Annotated in this window: 16 protein-coding genes; 12 read left to right on the forward strand and 4 right to left on the reverse strand. The window is 59.0% G+C overall.

Annotation, left to right across the window (positions count from 1 at the left end):
• The first annotated feature begins 1 nt into the window (after position 1).
• Positions 2–1657, forward strand: coding sequence for an ABC transporter ATP-binding protein (locus GA0061103_RS18605; protein ID WP_092713672.1), 1656 nt, complete (start codon positions 2–4; stop codon positions 1655–1657).
• Positions 1658–1683: 26 nt separating this feature from the next.
• On the opposite strand, the gene GA0061103_RS18610 is transcribed toward GA0061103_RS18605, so the two are convergent.
• Complete coding sequence (locus GA0061103_RS18610; RefSeq protein WP_092713673.1) at positions 1684–2160, reverse strand: Lrp/AsnC family transcriptional regulator; 477 nt, start codon at positions 2158–2160, stop codon at positions 1684–1686.
• 232 nt (positions 2161–2392) lie between these two features.
• On the opposite strand from GA0061103_RS18610, the gene GA0061103_RS18615 reads away from it, so the two are divergent.
• Both GA0061103_RS18615 and GA0061103_RS18620 read left to right on the forward strand, forming a co-directional pair.
• A complete protein-coding gene (locus GA0061103_RS18615) occupies positions 2393–3718 on the forward strand; it encodes an NAD(P)/FAD-dependent oxidoreductase (protein ID WP_092713674.1) in 1326 nt (441 codons plus the stop codon).
• A 94-nt stretch (positions 3719–3812) separates the two neighbouring features.
• Positions 3813–4160, forward strand: coding sequence for a DUF488 domain-containing protein (locus GA0061103_RS18620; RefSeq protein WP_092714372.1), 348 nt, complete (start codon positions 3813–3815; stop codon positions 4158–4160).
• A 45-nt stretch (positions 4161–4205) separates the two neighbouring features.
• On the opposite strand, the gene GA0061103_RS18625 is transcribed toward GA0061103_RS18620, so the two are convergent.
• Positions 4206–5528, reverse strand: a complete 1323-nt coding sequence (locus GA0061103_RS18625) for an ankyrin repeat domain-containing protein (RefSeq protein WP_208603527.1) — start codon at positions 5526–5528, stop codon at positions 4206–4208.
• Between GA0061103_RS18625 and GA0061103_RS34775 the strand changes: the two genes are divergently transcribed.
• Positions 5529–5705: a PLP-dependent transferase gene (locus GA0061103_RS34775; protein ID WP_141694443.1), complete on the forward strand. Its 177-nt coding sequence runs from the start codon at positions 5529–5531 to the stop codon at positions 5703–5705. It abuts the gene before it with no gap.
• A gap of 51 nt (positions 5706–5756) precedes the next feature.
• On the opposite strand, the gene GA0061103_RS18630 is transcribed toward GA0061103_RS34775, so the two are convergent.
• The gene (locus tag GA0061103_RS18630) at positions 5757–6887 is read right to left on the reverse strand and encodes an HPP family protein (RefSeq protein ID WP_092713677.1); all 1131 of its coding nucleotides are present in this window, start codon (positions 6885–6887) and stop codon (positions 5757–5759) included.
• A gap of 53 nt (positions 6888–6940) precedes the next feature.
• The gene (locus tag GA0061103_RS18635; RefSeq protein ID WP_092713679.1) at positions 6941–7846 is read right to left on the reverse strand and encodes a LysR family transcriptional regulator; all 906 of its coding nucleotides are present in this window, start codon (positions 7844–7846) and stop codon (positions 6941–6943) included.
• A gap of 114 nt (positions 7847–7960) precedes the next feature.
• Between GA0061103_RS18635 and GA0061103_RS18640 the strand changes: the two genes are divergently transcribed.
• The 8 genes from GA0061103_RS18640 (at position 7961) to GA0061103_RS18675 (ending at position 16208) form a co-directional block, all read left to right on the forward strand.
• Positions 7961–8644 (forward strand): 5-formyltetrahydrofolate cyclo-ligase, encoded by a 684-nt coding sequence (locus GA0061103_RS18640; protein ID WP_092713681.1) that lies wholly within the window; start codon positions 7961–7963, stop codon positions 8642–8644.
• A gap of 192 nt (positions 8645–8836) precedes the next feature.
• Positions 8837–9157: a hypothetical protein gene (locus tag GA0061103_RS18645; RefSeq protein ID WP_141694444.1), complete on the forward strand. Its 321-nt coding sequence runs from the start codon at positions 8837–8839 to the stop codon at positions 9155–9157.
• Positions 9158–9626: 469 nt separating this feature from the next.
• Positions 9627–10337: a GntR family transcriptional regulator gene (locus GA0061103_RS18650; protein WP_092713685.1), complete on the forward strand. Its 711-nt coding sequence runs from the start codon at positions 9627–9629 to the stop codon at positions 10335–10337.
• Positions 10334–11245: a dihydrodipicolinate synthase family protein gene (locus GA0061103_RS18655; protein WP_092713686.1), complete on the forward strand. Its 912-nt coding sequence runs from the start codon at positions 10334–10336 to the stop codon at positions 11243–11245. Before GA0061103_RS18650 ends, GA0061103_RS18655 begins: the two co-directional genes overlap by 4 nt.
• The gene (locus GA0061103_RS18660; RefSeq protein ID WP_092713688.1) at positions 11238–12755 is read left to right on the forward strand and encodes an aldehyde dehydrogenase; all 1518 of its coding nucleotides are present in this window, start codon (positions 11238–11240) and stop codon (positions 12753–12755) included. Before GA0061103_RS18655 ends, GA0061103_RS18660 begins: the two co-directional genes overlap by 8 nt.
• Complete coding sequence (locus GA0061103_RS18665; RefSeq protein ID WP_092713690.1) at positions 12752–14098, forward strand: NAD(P)/FAD-dependent oxidoreductase; 1347 nt, start codon at positions 12752–12754, stop codon at positions 14096–14098. The genes GA0061103_RS18660 and GA0061103_RS18665 overlap by 4 nt, the downstream gene beginning before the upstream one ends.
• A gap of 79 nt (positions 14099–14177) precedes the next feature.
• Positions 14178–15029, forward strand: a complete 852-nt coding sequence (locus GA0061103_RS18670) for a glycine betaine ABC transporter substrate-binding protein (protein ID WP_092713692.1) — start codon at positions 14178–14180, stop codon at positions 15027–15029.
• 87 nt (positions 15030–15116) lie between these two features.
• Positions 15117–16208 carry a quaternary amine ABC transporter ATP-binding protein gene (locus tag GA0061103_RS18675; RefSeq protein ID WP_092713694.1) on the forward strand — a complete coding sequence of 364 codons (1092 nt, stop codon included), beginning with the start codon at positions 15117–15119 and terminating at the stop codon, positions 16206–16208.
• Positions 16209–16217 lie beyond the last annotated feature (9 nt).

Here is a 16217-nt window from a genome sequence, read left to right on the forward strand (position 1 = left end):
GATGACCAACCTCGTAGAAATCAAGAACTTGAAGGTCGAGGCCAGGACAGACTCCGGCCGCGTCATCGAGATTATCAAGGACGTCAGCTTCGACATCGCAAAGGGCGAAATTATCGCGCTCATCGGCGAAAGCGGCTCTGGCAAAACGACGATCGCGCTGACGCTCATGGGACATGCGCGGGAGGGCTGCCGCATCTCGGGCGGCAAGATTTACGTCGACGGTCAGGACATGGCCGCGCGCTCCGAAAGCGAGCGTGCAAAGGTCCGCGGCACGACGGTTGCCTATATCCCGCAAAGCGCGGCAGCCGCCTTCAACCCGGCCACGAAAATCATGGAGCAGGTGATCGAGGTCACCCGCATTCACCGGCTGATGCCTCCTGAACAAGCACGCCGGCGCGCGGTCGAGCTCTTCCGAGCACTCTCACTGCCGAACCCCGAAACGATCGGCGAACGATATCCACATCAGGTCTCTGGCGGCCAGCTGCAGCGGCTGGCCGCCGCCATGGCCCTGATCGGCGAACCCAAGCTCGTTATCTTTGACGAGCCGACCACCGCACTCGACGTGACGACGCAGATCGACGTGCTGAAGGCGTTCAAATCCGTCATCCGGGCCGGTGATATTGCCGGCGTCTATGTGTCGCATGATCTGGCGGTCGTCGCCCAGATCGCCGATCGCATTGCCGTGCTCAAGGGCGGCGAAATCCAGGAATTGGCGAGGACCGAGGCGATCCTGACGCGGCCGAGCCATCCCTATACGCGCGAGCTGCTGGCAGCCTTCGAGCCGAAGCAGGCCGTCCGCGACAGTCACATAAATGGATCGACTGCGCCCGTGCTGAGGATCGACAGTCTGATTGCAGGCTATGGCGATATCCAGGCCAACGGTCTGCCAGCGGTCTGCGCGGTTCAATCCGTGAGCCTTGCGGTGGAGAAAGGCAAGAATCTCGGCATCATCGGCGAATCCGGATGTGGAAAGTCCACGCTGGCGCGTGCAATCGCCGGAATACTGCCGGCCGTGTCAGGCACCATCGGCTTCAATGGCAGCGATATCCATCGCGCCGCCAAATCGCGCACGCGCGATCAATTGCGGGAAATGCAGATCGTCTTTCAATATGCCGACACCGCACTCAATCCGGCAAAGTCGATCGCCGACATCCTCGAGCGACCCCTGGCATTTTATCACGGGATGGATCGCAAGGCTCGGGAGGCGAGAGTCGATCAACTGCTTGACATGGTGCGATTGCCGCGCGCGCTTCGCTATCGCTATCCCTCGGAATTGTCAGGCGGACAGAAGCAGCGCGTGAATTTCGCCCGCGCGCTCGCGGCAGACCCGCGCCTGATCATCTGCGATGAGATCACCTCCGCCCTCGACACCGTCGTTGCCGCCGCGATCATCGATCTTCTCAAGGAACTGCAGCGTGAGCTGCATCTGTCCTACATCTTCATCAGTCATGATCTCTCGGTCGTCGAGGCAATCTGCGACGAGATCGTCGTGATGTATGGCGGCAAGAAGGTGGAGCAAATCACGCGCGAGACCACGAATGCGCCCCGTCACCCCTATTCGCAGCTGCTGTTCGGGTCCGTTCCGAAGCTCGATCCGACCTGGCTCGACAATCTCGTTCAGGATCCGGAGCTCAAGCGCGAATATGGCCATGGCTAGCCGCCGACCTAGCCTCAGAGGGCTTGTCACATGGGAAACAGGCTGGTCAGCGGCATGTGCGACTTGACGATCGGTGATTTGAGCACGACGAAGCTGAAATACTTGTCGATGCCGATATCCATGTCGGTCAGCCGTTCCATGATGGTCTGGTATTCGCCGATCCCGGCGGTGACGAACTTGATGAGATAATCGTAGCCGCCCGATACGAGATGGCACTCGATCACCTGGTCGATTTTCTCGACCACGTTGAGGAAGCGGGCAAAATCGATCTGCCTGTGATTCTTCAGGGTGATTTCGGTAAAGACGGTCAGCGTCTGGCCGAGCTTGGCGAGGTTGATCTGCGCTGAATAGCCTTCGATATATCCCTCCGCCTGCAGCCGCTTGACGCGCATCAGGCATGGGCTGGGGGAAAGAGCCACCAGTTCTGCCAGCTCGACATTGGTGATGCGGCCGTTTCTCTGAAGCTCGTAGAGGATTTTGATATCGATCCGATCCAGTTTCATGAGAGGCCCACCATTGAAAGAGTGCCGGGGAAAGACGGCACAAAATGCTGTTATCACGCAAAGCAGAGCGTAGCATATTGCCCGGTTATGTCTATCCGGAAGACAAATCTCCTTTGAAGCACAATAGTTTATAGAGTGCATCAATCACGGCATAAAATTTGGCAAGCCGGCGATCTCCGGCAACGTCTGGCGAAGCAATGAGGTAGATTTGGTTCGAACCTGGAGATCGCGCATGCCTGCACCGCTTTGCCTTGTCGAAAGCTCGCCGATATTGCCGAAGTCCGCCGATGTCGTCGTGATCGGCGGGGGGATTGTCGGTGTTTTCGCCGCATACTATCTCGCACGGTCGGGCCTGCGCGTCGCCCTTGTCGAAAAAGGCAGGATCGGCGCGGAGCAATCCAGCCGCAATTGGGGATGGTGCCGGCAGCAGAACCGCGACGGCCGAGAACTGCCGATCGCGACGAAAAGCCTCGATCTCTGGGAACGATTTGCCGCTGATAGCGGCGAGGACACAGGCTTCCGCCGCTGCGGCCTGTTCTATCTCAGCAATGACGAACAGGAGATCGCCGGTTGGGCGCGCTGGCACGACTTTGCCAGAACGGTCGGTGTCACGACGCATATGCTCGACAGCGCTGCGGCGAGCGAGCGTGGGCGTGCCACGGGGCGCATCTGGAAAGGCGGGGTCTTCTCGCCGACCGACGGTATTGCCGACCCAGCCAATGCGGCGCCGGCGGTTGCACGCGCGATCATGAAGCTCGGCAGCACGGTCCATCAGAGTTGCGCTGCCCGCGGCCTGGAAACGGAAGCGGGGCGCGTCAGCGGCGTGATCACCGAAAGCGGCGTGATCCGCACCAGGACCGCAATCCTTGCCGGTGGCGCCTGGGCGTCATCCTTTTGTCGACAGCTGGGCATCCGCTTTCCTCAAGCCTCCGTTCGTTCGTCCATTCTAGCCGTTTCGGCCGGTGCCGAAGGCTTGCCGGATGCCTTGCACACCAGCGGCGTCTCGGTCACGCGGCGTGGCGACGGCGGCTATACGCTGGCCATCAGCGGTCGCGGCCGGGTCGACGTGACGCCTCAACAATTGCGGTTCTCGTCGCAATTCGTTCCCATGTTCCTTAAGCGGCGAAAAAGCCTGTCACCCGGCGGTCTCGAAGGTTTTCGCTCCGGTCATGAATCACTGAAACGCTGGCGGCTCGACCGAACGACGCCGATGGAGCATAGGCGCGTTCTCGATCCAAGGCCGGACCATTCTACGATCGAACTGACGCATGCGAGGGCACTGGAACTCCTGCCAGAGCTTCACAAGACCAAGATCACGGCCGCCTGGGCCGGCTATATCGACAGCACGCCGGACGGTGTTCCCGGCATTGGGGAAATACAGAGCCTCCCCGGCTTCATCCTCGCCGCCGGATTTTCCGGCCATGGCTTCGGGATCGGACCCGGCGCCGGCCATTTGATTGCCGACATCGTGACCGGTGCTGCGCCTATCGTCGATCCACTGCCCTATCATCCAAGCCGCTTTGCCTCATCCGTTTGGGGTAAGGTCGCCGATTTCTGAGGCACAAAAAACACTGGTCTTCCGATTATTGAGCAAGCTCCGCAGACGGATGTTATCATCGGCAAGGGGCAACTGCCCCGGAAAGGCGATGGACATGCCTCTGCGCATCAAACGAATTTATGAACCCGCTGATGACGGCGACGGCAAGCGTATCCTCGTCGACCGTCTATGGCCTCGCGGCATCAGCAAGAACGACGCTCATATTGACGCCTGGCTGAAGGACATCGCCCCGAGCGCCGAGCTGCGACGCTGGTTCGATCATGATCCAAAAAAATGGGATGAATTTCGCCGGCGTTACCAGGATGAACTCAAGAAGAACTCGAAGGCGGTGGAAGAGCTTAGAGAGCAGATCGGGCCATCGACTGCCACGCTTCTTTATGGTGCGAGAGACACCGAACACAACAATGCTATCGTGCTCATGAACTTCATCACCGGGCAGTAGATCGTTGAGCCGCAGTTTATGGCGGTGAAGCTCTCAGCGCGTCCACTAACGCCTGTATGAGGGCGTTGCGAGCGCAGTTGGATTTGGGTTCAGCGCCACCCACTCGACTGCCAACTCACTTAGACGCCGCGTATCGCCATATTTTCGCTTCACTTCACCGATGATCGTTGCCGCCTCTTTCAATTCGGCCGGTGGCAATGGCTTACCAGAACTGAGATGCATCAGCAGCGCGTCAGCCATCTGTTCGAACTCTTTGTCCCAATTTATGCCACCATTACCGTCAAGCTCTCTGGCAATGCGCCCTGAAATACGAACGACTTCACCTTGTACTGTATTGGCTGCCCCGCTTGATGGCACCAATAGCCCCCACAATTCCTGATGGCGATCCTCCCACTTGGCTGCCTTCGCCACAATAGGCGACTTGCCATCGTGCATACTTCGGCGTGGTACAGGAACGACGCCGAACAAGACATAGAGCTTATCGAGCGCAGCACTGGTCGCCTCTCTGCTTTCCGGATTGAAGTTGCTACGATGGAATTCGAAATCCGTTCCAATACGCCGCACAAAGCCCTGTATTTCCGGAGAAATTCGATCATCATCCTTTTGCCCCCGTCCAAGCAAACGCGAGGCGAACGAGCGGATACCGCTCTGCTGGCGCGGCTGCATGGCCAGCAACAGTTCAGCCATTTCGGCAATCTGCCGGATTTTCGCGTTACTGCATTGCTGGAGGGCAAGCGCCAATGGGGTCAGACCGCTGTTGTTGGAAGCATCAACACGTGCGCCGCGTTCAAGCAGAATCCGAGCAGTTTGGATGTTGCCGACTGAAGCAGCCTTGTGAAGCGGGGTATCGCCCCTGCCATCGCTGCTATTCACATCCGCGCCCAGTTCCAGCAAGACATTGATCTTTCCCTGCCAGTGACCGGCACGATCATGCAGAGGGGTCTCGCCATAGCTGTTGGGTGCAGAAATGTCCGCGCCCCGATCGACCAGCCATCGTGCAACGTGGTCCGGAAGCTCGTTGAAGGCCAGAGCAGTTCTCTTGAAGGAACCACCACGTGCATTCACATCGCATATATCGAATACAGCCTTGATCACATCGGAATTACCCACCTTCAGCAATTCCTCGAAATTCTTCGGCAGCATCTTCTTCTTGGCTTTAGGCATCGAGTGCAGGCCTCGTTTCTTGGCTAAGGGTAAAATTATTCCAAAGTGATCCGCTACCGTCCCTGTTAAAATTGATCCGTCTCGGGCATCGATTGGCTCATGTAAATCAATGCGCTTCGAGAACAGGAAACAATATCGACCCGTACCGGAACCAATCCTATAAACTTCCAATTTGCGCACCAATTCGTCAAAGACAATTTCCACATGTCGATCAACAAGGATTTCAGGACGATGGCGGCCGCAAATGGGATCGCGGACGATAAGGCCTATAGTGCCATCACCCGCCGCGCCGTTGGCATCGGTGATGGGTTGCTCAGGGTCTCCGTCGGCCTGGAAGCTGAAGAGGATCTGCTGTCGGATTTCGCCGCAAGCCTCGGGTAGATCGAATTGACCGCCGCCCTCGTCCGAAGGCGAAAACGCTTCGGAACCTCCTTATCTACCTCGGGCGACCGCCAGCGCTGAGACATCCCCGGTCGGCAGAAGCCGTGCCATCGCGCTCAACAGATCCGTCTGCGATATCAGACCAAGGACACGCCAATCGGCATCAACGACGATGACCGCATGTGTGCGTCCGTCCGTCAGAACAGGCAGGAGCGAAAGAGCAGGATCGGCCGCATCGGCGACAGCCGGTTTCGATATGGCATGCGCGATGGTGTCGAGGCCGCCCGAGAGTTCGCGCAAGCCGACCGTGCCGATCAGGCGGCCCTCCCGATCCTTGACCGGCAACGTGCGAATATTGTGCTTCAGCAGAAGATGTCGCGCGTGATCCGGCTCGGCATCCTCGCCAATGGCGATGACATCACGCGACATGATGTCAGCACAGCTTATGTCTCCATGCGATCGCACCGCTGCCTGCAATTCGACCTGCCGCAAGAGGCGGCTAAGGTCTGCGCGATCGATATCGAAGGTCTCGTCGAGTACATCCAGGGCAGCATCGACGTCTTCTTCTCGAAAGCCCACCCGCAAGGGCGGCGGCAGATCACGTGTCTGATGGGTATTCTCGGCAGGCTTTGCAAGGACATGCGGATAATTGCGCCTGGAGAGCTTGTGAAACACAAGTCCGAGACCGACGAGTATGCAGGAGTTCAAGGCAACCGGCACGAACGGAAACAGGAAGCCCCAGCCCGCAACGACTGGGCCGCCAAGAACGGCGGTCAAGGCTGCAGCACCCCCCGGCGGATGCAGGCATCGCGTAAATGACATCGCTCCTATCGCAAGCGAGACTCCGACCCCGATTGCGATGATCGGATCGTGGATGAGATAGGCGGCGATGATACCCATCATGGCCGAAATGGTATTACCGCCGATAATCGACCAAGGCTGGGCAAGCGGGCTTGCCGGAACGGCGAAAAGCAGCACCGCGGACGCTCCCATCGGCGCGACGATGAGTGGAAGATGCGGTCCCTGCCCGAAGAGATAGCCGCTGATGATCCCGGTAAGGCCGATGCCGATCAAGGCGCCAAGACACGCGATCAGCCGCTCGCGCAGGGTCGCTCCGGCGAGGATCGGGGAAAACAGGCGAAACCGGCTGGCTCCCGCCTGGTGGGACTCTGGATGCTGCATGATGAAACCAGTTTTAGAGAAGGGTATTCCTTGGATGAACGGCAGGAGGCTGGCTAGTTCGGCGCTAGCGGCAGGCTCTTGCCCTTGGTGGCACCGAGAACTTCATGAAACGCATCGAACGAACTCGGGCGATTATTCTTGCGGGAGATAAGGATCGTGTCGACGGCAGCGAGCTGATGTGTCGCCGATGTCGACGGCCAGTGCATGAGATCGAGAACCGACTTTGGCATGACACCGGCTGCGTTGCCGGTCGCAACACTGGCCAGAATGGCATGATAGGAGCCAAGTTCGGTGGTCGGCAGAGAGCTCGACTTGCGTGCCCAGCCTTCTGCAATCCTGCGATAAGTGCATCCGGGCTCAAGGGCAGCAATCGATCCTACACGCAAATCGGCAGCCGATCGGATCGACGGATGCCCGGATGGCAGCAGGAGCAGCAGATCCTCGACAAATACCGGTTCGGCCTCGAGTTGTTTGAGCTCAGCCGCAAAACTTGGATCTTCATCCAGCATCGCTTTTGGCGGCCGGGCGATCAGCGCGCAGTCCAGAACATCGCGCAGAACATCTTGAGCAAGATCGCGGGAAGCGCCAAGCGTCAGCTGGAGCGATACATCCGGCCACATGTGGTTGAACCGGCTGAGCGCCGCAGGCAACCGGCTTGCCGCCGTGCTTTCCATCGTTCCCAGACGCAATGTGCCCGTTGGGCGCTGGGGCCTGACCGCCTGACGCGCCTCGAGCGCAAGCGCGGCGAGCCGATTGGCATAGAGGTGAAATGTCTCGCCTTCTTTCGTCAGCGTCATCTTCTTGCCGTCGCGGCTGAAGAGCAGGACGCCCAGATAGTCTTCCAACTGCTGGATACGCGTCGTCACATTCGACGGCACACGTCCCACGGCCTTCGCAGCCTTGGTCACGCTGCGGTCACTGGCCACGGCAAGGAAGATCTCGATTGATGAGAGGTCCAATGAAAAGATCTCGATTCAGGAATTAAGTTGTCTTATCATTCCCTATATAAAAATCATTGTCGCAGCTCAAGCATGTTTCGGCATCGAGCCAGGGGATGGAGTTCTGACCGGCGGATGGCAAAATCAGATCGACATCAAACCGACGAGGCAATCCGCGAATACGCGTCGCCTGCCTGCATGCTGCACGAGGTCGATCCGGCCTATAGCGGCATTTCGCCCGATGAGGACCAGATCTCTGATATTTTCAAATGGCGAAAGGCTGAGCGGCAAAGGCTGATCGGCGAGCGAAAGGCGCTGCCAATTGCAAAGCGTGAAGAATATGCAGGCGCAATTGCTGCCTATCTCGATCAGGTTGTCACCGATATCGACGGCAGACACATCAGCCTGTTCTGGCCCTTCTCGGGAGAGCCGGACCTGAGAGGATGGATGGCGGCCTTGACGGCCCGCGGCGCGAACTGCCTGTTGCCGGTCGTCGTGGCCAAGGCAACCCCCCTGATATTCCGATCATGGAAAACGGGGGAGCCGCTCGAACACGGGGTATGGAACATTCCCGTGCCGGCAGAGGGCAGGCAAGCGGTTCCGGATATCGTCATCGCGCCCCTGGTCGGCTTCGATTCACGTCATTACCGTCTTGGTTATGGAGGCGGATTTTTCGACAGAACCCTTGCGGCCCTGAAGCGCAAGCCCTTGGTCATCGGTGTCGGCTTCGAAACGCAGAGGATCGATACCATCCGCCCGCTCGCTCATGACATTCCGATGGACGTGATCGTCACGCAAGCAGGGCCGCGCTATCGATGAGCTCAATGCCCTTTTTCCTGCCGGGCTTTGAATCTGCCGCTTCCGATGGGATGCCAAATAGAGTGGCAGATCGCCGCCCAAACGGGCAGCGGTTCATGCCTGCGCTGCGATATACCCGGCCGGATCAACACCTGCACTTACTGGCACATGAATTGCGTCTTTACGATCGATCCATCGGAAGAGACGATATTTATGCTGTCCATTCTCCTGCCGCTACTTTTGAGCATTTCCCTCGGTTTGAGCTGGAATAGGTTTCTGCTCACCTTCGCAAGCCGCGGTGACAGTCTTCAAAACCAGATGCCGGTTACGATGGTCGCGGCGGCCGTCAGCCTGACCGCCCTTGCATTGTCCTTTGCCGATAAGGGGCCGTTGCTGGGAGGCGCCATCGTCCTACTCGGTCTGCTGCTCGCGGCCATCAGCAAGAACCTCTCCCAACCCATTGCCATTGTGGCGCTTTCCGCCGTCAGCCTTGCGGCCTATCTCCAGTTCACAGCGCACGCATTGAGCCACTGATATCCATTAAATCGGCATCCGATGCCGTGACGCCCCATGTCACCTAAAGGATTTCCATAAAATCCGCTCAGCTTTGACTGACCTGCCTTGAGCGCGGCGAATTAGCGACGAGGCCCCGCCGCGCTATTGCCAAATGGCAAGCCCGCACCACCGCTCGCCATCCACACGCCTCCGTCGGTGAAATCCGAGGCGCCGGATCAATTCCCTCTGACATCCGAGTGGCGATTTTTCGTGAAAAGCCTCGCCGCGACATATCGACCGCTGGAGGCCTGACGATCCTGACAGGGCTCGGCGTCGCCCCCGCACCACGTAATTGGCAGCAAAAACAGGATTGTATATTCTTACAACATCTATTGTGTACGCAGATTATACAATTTTATTGACTCGATGATCTGCCTGTGCGACCTTTCTCCCATCAGCAGGAACCGGCGGGTTCAGTTCCCTGCAAAATTCCAAGGAGGAGGTCGCAATGAAGGGCGGGAAGAGCAATCTTTACGACGATCTGAAGCGTCAAATTCTGACGATGGAGCTCGATCCCGATCAGGATTTGGACGAAGCAAGCCTCAGCGAGCAATACGGCCTCTCCCGCACACCCGTCCGGGAAATCTTTCGGCGCCTCGAAGGCGAAGGCTATATCGACATCCGGGCCAATCGCGGCGCGCGCGTCAGCCCGATGAACCATCAGACCCTCAGGCACTTCTTCCTGGTGGCGCCGATGATCTATGCCGCAATCGGCCGACTCGCGGTGCAGAACTTCAAGCCGAAGCAACTCGTGGATCTGAAGGAGACGCAGGATCGGTTCCGATCGGCAAGCAGCTCGGGCGATGCTCTCGCCATGGTGCTGGAGAACAATCGCTTCCACGAAATCATCGGCGAAATGTCGTTCAACGCCTATCTGCAGCCGAGCCTGGGCCGCCTGCTGATCGACCATGCACGGATCGGCCACACCTTTTTCCGGCCGAAGAACGACGACATGCGCGAACGGCTTCAACTCGCCGTGGAGCATCATGACGGCTTCATCGAGGCGATCGCGCGGCATGATGAAGACACCGTCGTGGACCTGGTCTTCGAACATTGGGAACTGTCGCGCGAGAACATGGAAATGTTCATCGCGCCGCAAGGAATGAAGGCGGATGCGCTCGTCGAAGTGCCCGTCACATCGATGGAGAAATCGTCTTGAATTTCGAAGGCATCTATACGCCGGCGATCACGCCGCATGGACCGGACGGCCAGATAGACAAGGCTGCATTCGCAGCCGTCCTGGAATCGCTCGTCGAGGCCAAGGTCCATGGCATCATCATCGGCGGCTCCACGGGCGAATATTATGCCCAATCCATGCAGGAACGGCTCGATCTTGCGGCGTACGCCAAGCAGGTCATCGCAAAGCGTCTGCCGCTGATCGTCGGCACCGGAGCGACCCGTACCGAGGACTCGGTCGCCTATGCCACGGCAGCAAAAGAGATCGGCGCGGATGCCATCCTCGTGACGTCGCCGCCCTATGCCCTGCCGACGGAGAAGGAAAATGCCATTCACGCATTGACGGTCGACCGCGCCGCCGATCTGCCGATCATGCTCTACAACTACCCTGCCCGCATGGGTGTGATGATGGGCGACGAATATTTCTCGCGCGTCGGCAAATCCAAGAATGTGAGAGCGATCAAGGAAAGTTCGGGAGAGATGGCGAACGTCCATCTGCTGGCACGGAAATTTCCTCACATCGCCCTGTCTTGCGGCTGGGATGACCAGGCGCTCGAATTCTTCGCCTGGGGGGCAAAAAGCTGGGTGTGCGCCGGCTCGAACTTCCTGCCGCGGGAACACGTCGCGCTCTACGAAGCCTGCGTGCTCGAGAAGAATTTCGACAAGGGCCGCGCTATCATGTCGGCGATGCTGCCGCTGATGGATTTTCTCGAAACCGGCAAGTTCGTGCAATCGATCAAGCATGGCTGCGAAATCATCGGCCTCAAGGCCGGCCCTGTCCGCGCGCCGCTGCGCGGAATGACCTCCGAGGAAAAAAGAACCCTCCAGACTGTCGTCGCCACCTTGAAGCGCACGGTCGCCCAGATCACGTCGGGAGCCAATCATGCATGAACCTTTGACCGCAGCCGAATACAAGGCGATTGCCGCTGGCCTCGATTTGCCGACGAACGCCTTTATCGACGGCTCCTTCCGTCCGGCCAATTCCGGTAAAACGTTCGAGACGACCAATCCGGCGACCGGCGAACGCCTGGCTAACATTGCCGCCTGTGATGTCAGCGACGTCGATTACGCCGTACTCAAGGCAAGAGAGGCCTTCGAGGATGGCCGCTGGCGCCAGCTATCGCCGGGCGAGCGCAAGGCAACGCTCATCAAGTTCGCCCGGCTGCTCGAAGAGAACCGTCACGAGTTGGCGGTCATGGAAAGTCTCGATAGCGGCAAGCCGGTTCGCGAATGCCAGACCGTCGACGTGCCCGATACCATCCACACCCTTCGTTGGCACGCCGAGGCGATCGACAAGCTCTATGACAACACCAATCCGGTCGGCCCGAATGCGCTGGCGATGGTGGTGCGCGAGCCGATCGGCGTCGTCGGCTGCGTGCTGCCCTGGAATTTCCCGTTGCTGATGCTTGCGTGGAAGATCGGCCCGGCGCTGGCTGCCGGTTGCTCCGTCGTCGTCAAGCCTGCGCAGGAGACGACGCTGACAACGCTGCGAGTTGCCGAACTTGCCTATGAAGCCGGCATCCCGGCCGGCGTCTTCAATGTCGTCACCGGCAGCGGCCGGGATGTCGGCGAACCGCTGGGCCTGCACATGGATGTCGACATGGTGGCCTTTACCGGCTCGACGCCGACCGGTCGCCGTTTCCTGCATTATTCCGCCGATTCCAACCTGAAGAAGGTCGTACTCGAATGCGGTGGCAAGAACCCGGCCGTGGTGCTGGAAGATGCCGAAGATCTCGATCTCGTCGCCGAGCAGATCGTCAACGGTGCCTTCTGGAACATGGGTGAAAACTGCAGCGCGAGTTCACGCCTCATCGTCCATGCCAAAATCAAGGACGAGCTGCTCAAGCGCATCGGTGCCTATATGCGCGAGTGGAAAACCGGTGATCCCCTTGATCCGGAAAACCGCGTCGGCGCACTGGTCAGCAAGAACCACTACGAGAAGGTCACATCCTTCCTCGACGACGTCAAAAGCGAGAAGCTGACGATCGCCCATGGCGGCGAAACGCATGGCGGCATCTTCGTCGAGCCGACGGTGGTTGACGGCGTTACCGCCGCCAGCCGGCTGTTCAAGGAGGAGATCTTCGGGCCGATCCTGTCGGTGACGACGTTCAACACGCTGGCCGAGGCCGTCGCACTTGCCAACGACACCAATTATGGCCTGACGGCATCGGTCTATACCGGCAGCCTGAAGAATGCGATCCGGCTGTCGCGCGATATCCGGGCCGGCCTCGTCACCGTCAATTGCTTCGGCGAAGGCGACGCGACGACACCGTTCGGCGGCTATAAGGAGTCGGGCTTCGGAGGACGCGACAAGTCGATCTTCGCGCACGACAATTATTGCGAATTGAAGACGATCTGGATCGATATCTCCGATCGCTCGGTGGACGAGACGATCCGATGATCACGACGTCCGTCAAGCGTTTGCCGGCAGAAAACGGCGCCTCGGGCTGGGAGGCGATCAGTCGACGTTCTCTCCCGGTCCGGAGCCTGGAAGGCAACGTGACCGCGGACTGGCTGATCATTGGTGCAGGCTTTGCCGGGCTCTCGGCGGCGCGCCGTCTTCTGCAGCTCCGGCCAGACGACAAAATCGTCGTGCTTGATGCAAGCGAAGTCGGCAAAGGCACATCGGGCCGCAATTCCGGCTTCATGATCGACGTCCCGCACAACCTTTCGTCGAGCGAATATTCGAGTGGCGGTCTGGACGCCACTCGCCTGGAGATGGCTCAGAACAGGGCTGCGATCGCCTTTGCCAAAGAAGCCGCGGACGAATACGACATGTCGCCCGAGACTTTCGATCCTGCGGGCAAGATCAACGCTGCAGCGACTGCGCGTGGAATGAAGCTAAACATCAGCTTCGGCCAGTCCTTGAGGAGCGCCGGTGAGAAACATATGTTTTTCGACGCTCGCGAGATGCGGGAAATTACAGGTTCCGACTATTATCTCGGTGGCCTCTTCACACCAGGCGCCGTCCTGATCCAGCCGGCTGACTATGTTCGCGCATTTGCCGCAGGGCTGTCGCACAGGCTGGACATCTTCGAGCGCTCGCCCGTTACTTCCTTGACGCGCGAGAATGGAACCTGGATCGCCGCCTCCACCCGAGGCAAGGTCACCGCTCCGAATGTTATCCTGGGTGTCAACGGTCACATCACGGACTTCGGCCACTTCGGCGGCCGTTTGATGCATATCTTTGCCTATGCCTCCATGACGGCTCCATTCCCAGCCGAAGACCTCGGCCGAAAGATTTCGGGACGGGATAAATGGGCTCTGCTTCCCGCCGATGCCATGGGCGCGACGGTGCGAAAGATCACCTCGGGCGGACAGTCGCGCATCGTCATTCGGACGAAATATACCTACGAGACGTCGATCACCGTTTCTGATCGGCGCATGGCCAAGATGGCCGAAGAGCACAGAAATTCGCTCGATGCGCGGTTTCCGGGGCTAAAGGACATCCCTTTCGAACACAGCTGGGCCGGGCGCCTTTGCCTCAGTCGGAACCATGTGCCGGCATTCGGCGCGCTTGACGAAGGGCTATACTCGGCATGCTGTGAAAATGGGCTCGGCACCGTCAAGAGCACATTGGCGGGCATCATGGCCGCCGAACTGGCAACCGGCACGAGCTCTCAGCATCTCGAACAATATATGGATCACGCCGCGCCATCCCGGTTGCCGCCGGAACCCTTCGCATGGCTCGGCATCAATTCGGTGATCCGTTTGCAGGAATTGCGCGCAGGCCGCGAGGGATGATCCGTCGCCGCGCAATATGAAGACTGAGCCGACCGCAGGTCTTCAATAAAATGGGAACGAAAACTAGGAGTTAAGAAAAATGAAGACTTTGTGGAAGGCGCTTTGCGCAGCCGCGATGGTCGGAATGACCGCATTTTCCGCCCATTCGGAAGAGAAGAGCATCACCGTGGGAACGATGTCGTGGGAAGACCTGACACCGATCACCGGGATTACCAAAAAGGTGCTGGAAGATGCCGGCTACACCGTGAAGGTCGTGCCGTTCTCCGAATGGGGCATCGCCTATGCAGCACTCAGCAAGGGTGACATCCAGATCCTCGCCTCTCAGACCGATTACGTCGCGCAGGACTATTGGGACAAGAACAAGAAGCGTCTCGAGAAGATCTCGCCCGTTTCTCACGGCCTGTTCCAGGGCGTCGCCGTACCGAAATACGTGCCGATCGACTCCATGGACCAGCTGAATGCCAATGCCGACAAATTCGGCGGCAAGATCGTCGGCATAGAGCCGGGCTCGGGCCTGATGCGCGATACCGCCAACGCGGTCAAAGGCTATGACCTGAAACTGCAGCTCGTCGAGGGCAGCACCGCAGCCATGACGGCCGCCCTGAAGTCGGCTGTCGACCGGAAGGAATGGATCGCCGTCACCATCTGGGAGCCGTCCTGGATGATGCAGAAATACGATGTGAAATTCCTCAAGGACCCCAAGGGTATCTTCCCGCCGCCGCAGAGCTACTACTGGATCGGCAAGAAAGGTTTCTCCGCCGATTATCCGCATGCTCGTGAAGTCATTGCCAGCGTCTACGTGCCGCTTGCCGACATCACCGCCATCAACAGCGCTGTGAATGACGGCAAGACGATGGACGATGCCGTCAAGGACTGGACCACCAGCCACGCCGACCTCCTGAAGCGGTGGGAGAATATCAAGAGCGAATGATCCCGACGGCGGGCCGCCGTCAGGGCGGCCCGCATCCCTCAACGAAGACGAACAGGCCGGCAATGGACCGGCCGCGCGGGGAAGAAAATGAACACTGTCATGGATAACACCGGCGAAGTCCTGGTCGATTGCCAGAACGTCTGGAAGATTTTCGGTGCGCGTGCGACCGCTGCCGTGAAGGCCGTTTCCGAGCGTGGCCTTTCCAAGAAGCAGGTGCTTCAGGAGTTCAACTGTGTCGTCGGTGTCTCCGATGCCCACCTCCAGGTCCGTCGCGGCGAGATTTTCTGCATCATGGGCCTCTCGGGAAGCGGAAAATCCACTCTGGTCCGCCTTCTCAACCGCCTTATCGAACCGAGTCTCGGCAGGATCACGATCAAGGGCAAGGAAATCGCCAGGCTGAATGCGGCCGAACTGCGCGATATGCGCGCCCGCAATATCGGCATGGTATTCCAGAGTGTGGCGCTGCTTCCAAATCGCACCGTTCTCGAGAATGCCGCCTTCGGATTGGAGGTCCGCGGCGTTGCGAAGGACGAGCGCAACGCGACCGCCCGCGCAGCACTCGACAAGGTCGGCCTCTCCGACTGGACCTCCAGATACCTCTCGGAGCTATCGGGCGGGATGCAGCAGCGCGTCGGCCTGGCCCGAGCTCTGGCGGCCGATCCCGAGATCATCCTCATGGACGAGCCGTTCAGCGCGCTTGACCCCCTTATTCGCCGCCAGCTGCAGGATGAGTTCCGGGAGCTGACGAAGTCGCTCGGCAAATCCGCAGTCTTCATCACGCATGATCTCGAAGAAGCCATCCGCATCGGTGACCGGATCGCCATCATGAAGGACGGCGTCATCGTTCAGGTAGGAACCGCAGAAGAGATCGTGACGAAGCCTGCCGACGACTATGTCGCCGACTTCGTCGCGGGCATATCAAGGATTCATCTCGTCAAGGCCCATTCGGTCATGCAGTCGATCGCGGAATACCGGAGCCTGCAGCCGCAGCATGACGTAGATGCGCTGCTGAAGACCTCTCCGGAAGCGGATATCGGCGAGCTCATAGACCTTACGATGAAGTCGGATCGCGATGCTGTGGCGGTGGTCGACAATGGTTCCATTGTCGGTGTCGTCACCACGCGCGGATTGCTTCGCGGCGTCGCCGGTTCCCCGGCGCAACAGCAAATGCCGGCGTAGAAGGACATA

Origin of the sequence: Martinezella multihospitum (assembly GCF_900094585.1) — a bacterium.
In the GTDB taxonomy this organism is placed as follows: Bacteria; Pseudomonadota; Alphaproteobacteria; order Rhizobiales; family Rhizobiaceae; genus Rhizobium; species Rhizobium multihospitium.

Bases quoted from the DNA above. Each gene is read 5' to 3' on its own strand.
- GA0061103_RS34775 (WP_141694443.1), top strand. From the start codon at position 5,529: ATGTCGATCAACAAGGATTTCAGGACGATGGCGGCCGCAAATGGGATC.
- GA0061103_RS18670 (WP_092713692.1), top strand. From the start codon at position 14,178: ATGAAGACTTTGTGGAAGGCGCTTTGCGCAGCCGCGATGGTCGGAATG.
- GA0061103_RS18660 (WP_092713688.1), top strand. From the start codon at position 11,238: ATGCATGAACCTTTGACCGCAGCCGAATACAAGGCGATTGCCGCTGGC.
- GA0061103_RS18620 (WP_092714372.1), top strand. From the start codon at position 3,813: ATGCCTCTGCGCATCAAACGAATTTATGAACCCGCTGATGACGGCGAC.
- GA0061103_RS18665 (WP_092713690.1), top strand. From the start codon at position 12,752: ATGATCACGACGTCCGTCAAGCGTTTGCCGGCAGAAAACGGCGCCTCG.
- GA0061103_RS18650 (WP_092713685.1), top strand. From the start codon at position 9,627: ATGAAGGGCGGGAAGAGCAATCTTTACGACGATCTGAAGCGTCAAATT.
- GA0061103_RS18675 (WP_092713694.1), top strand. From the start codon at position 15,117: ATGAACACTGTCATGGATAACACCGGCGAAGTCCTGGTCGATTGCCAG.
- GA0061103_RS18605 (WP_092713672.1), top strand. From the start codon at position 2: ATGACCAACCTCGTAGAAATCAAGAACTTGAAGGTCGAGGCCAGGACA.
- GA0061103_RS18610 (WP_092713673.1), bottom strand. From the start codon at position 2,160: ATGAAACTGGATCGGATCGATATCAAAATCCTCTACGAGCTTCAGAGA.
- GA0061103_RS18640 (WP_092713681.1), top strand. From the start codon at position 7,961: ATGGCAAAATCAGATCGACATCAAACCGACGAGGCAATCCGCGAATAC.
- GA0061103_RS18645 (WP_141694444.1), top strand. From the start codon at position 8,837: ATGCTGTCCATTCTCCTGCCGCTACTTTTGAGCATTTCCCTCGGTTTG.
- GA0061103_RS18615 (WP_092713674.1), top strand. From the start codon at position 2,393: ATGCCTGCACCGCTTTGCCTTGTCGAAAGCTCGCCGATATTGCCGAAG.
- GA0061103_RS18630 (WP_092713677.1), bottom strand. From the start codon at position 6,887: ATGCAGCATCCAGAGTCCCACCAGGCGGGAGCCAGCCGGTTTCGCCTG.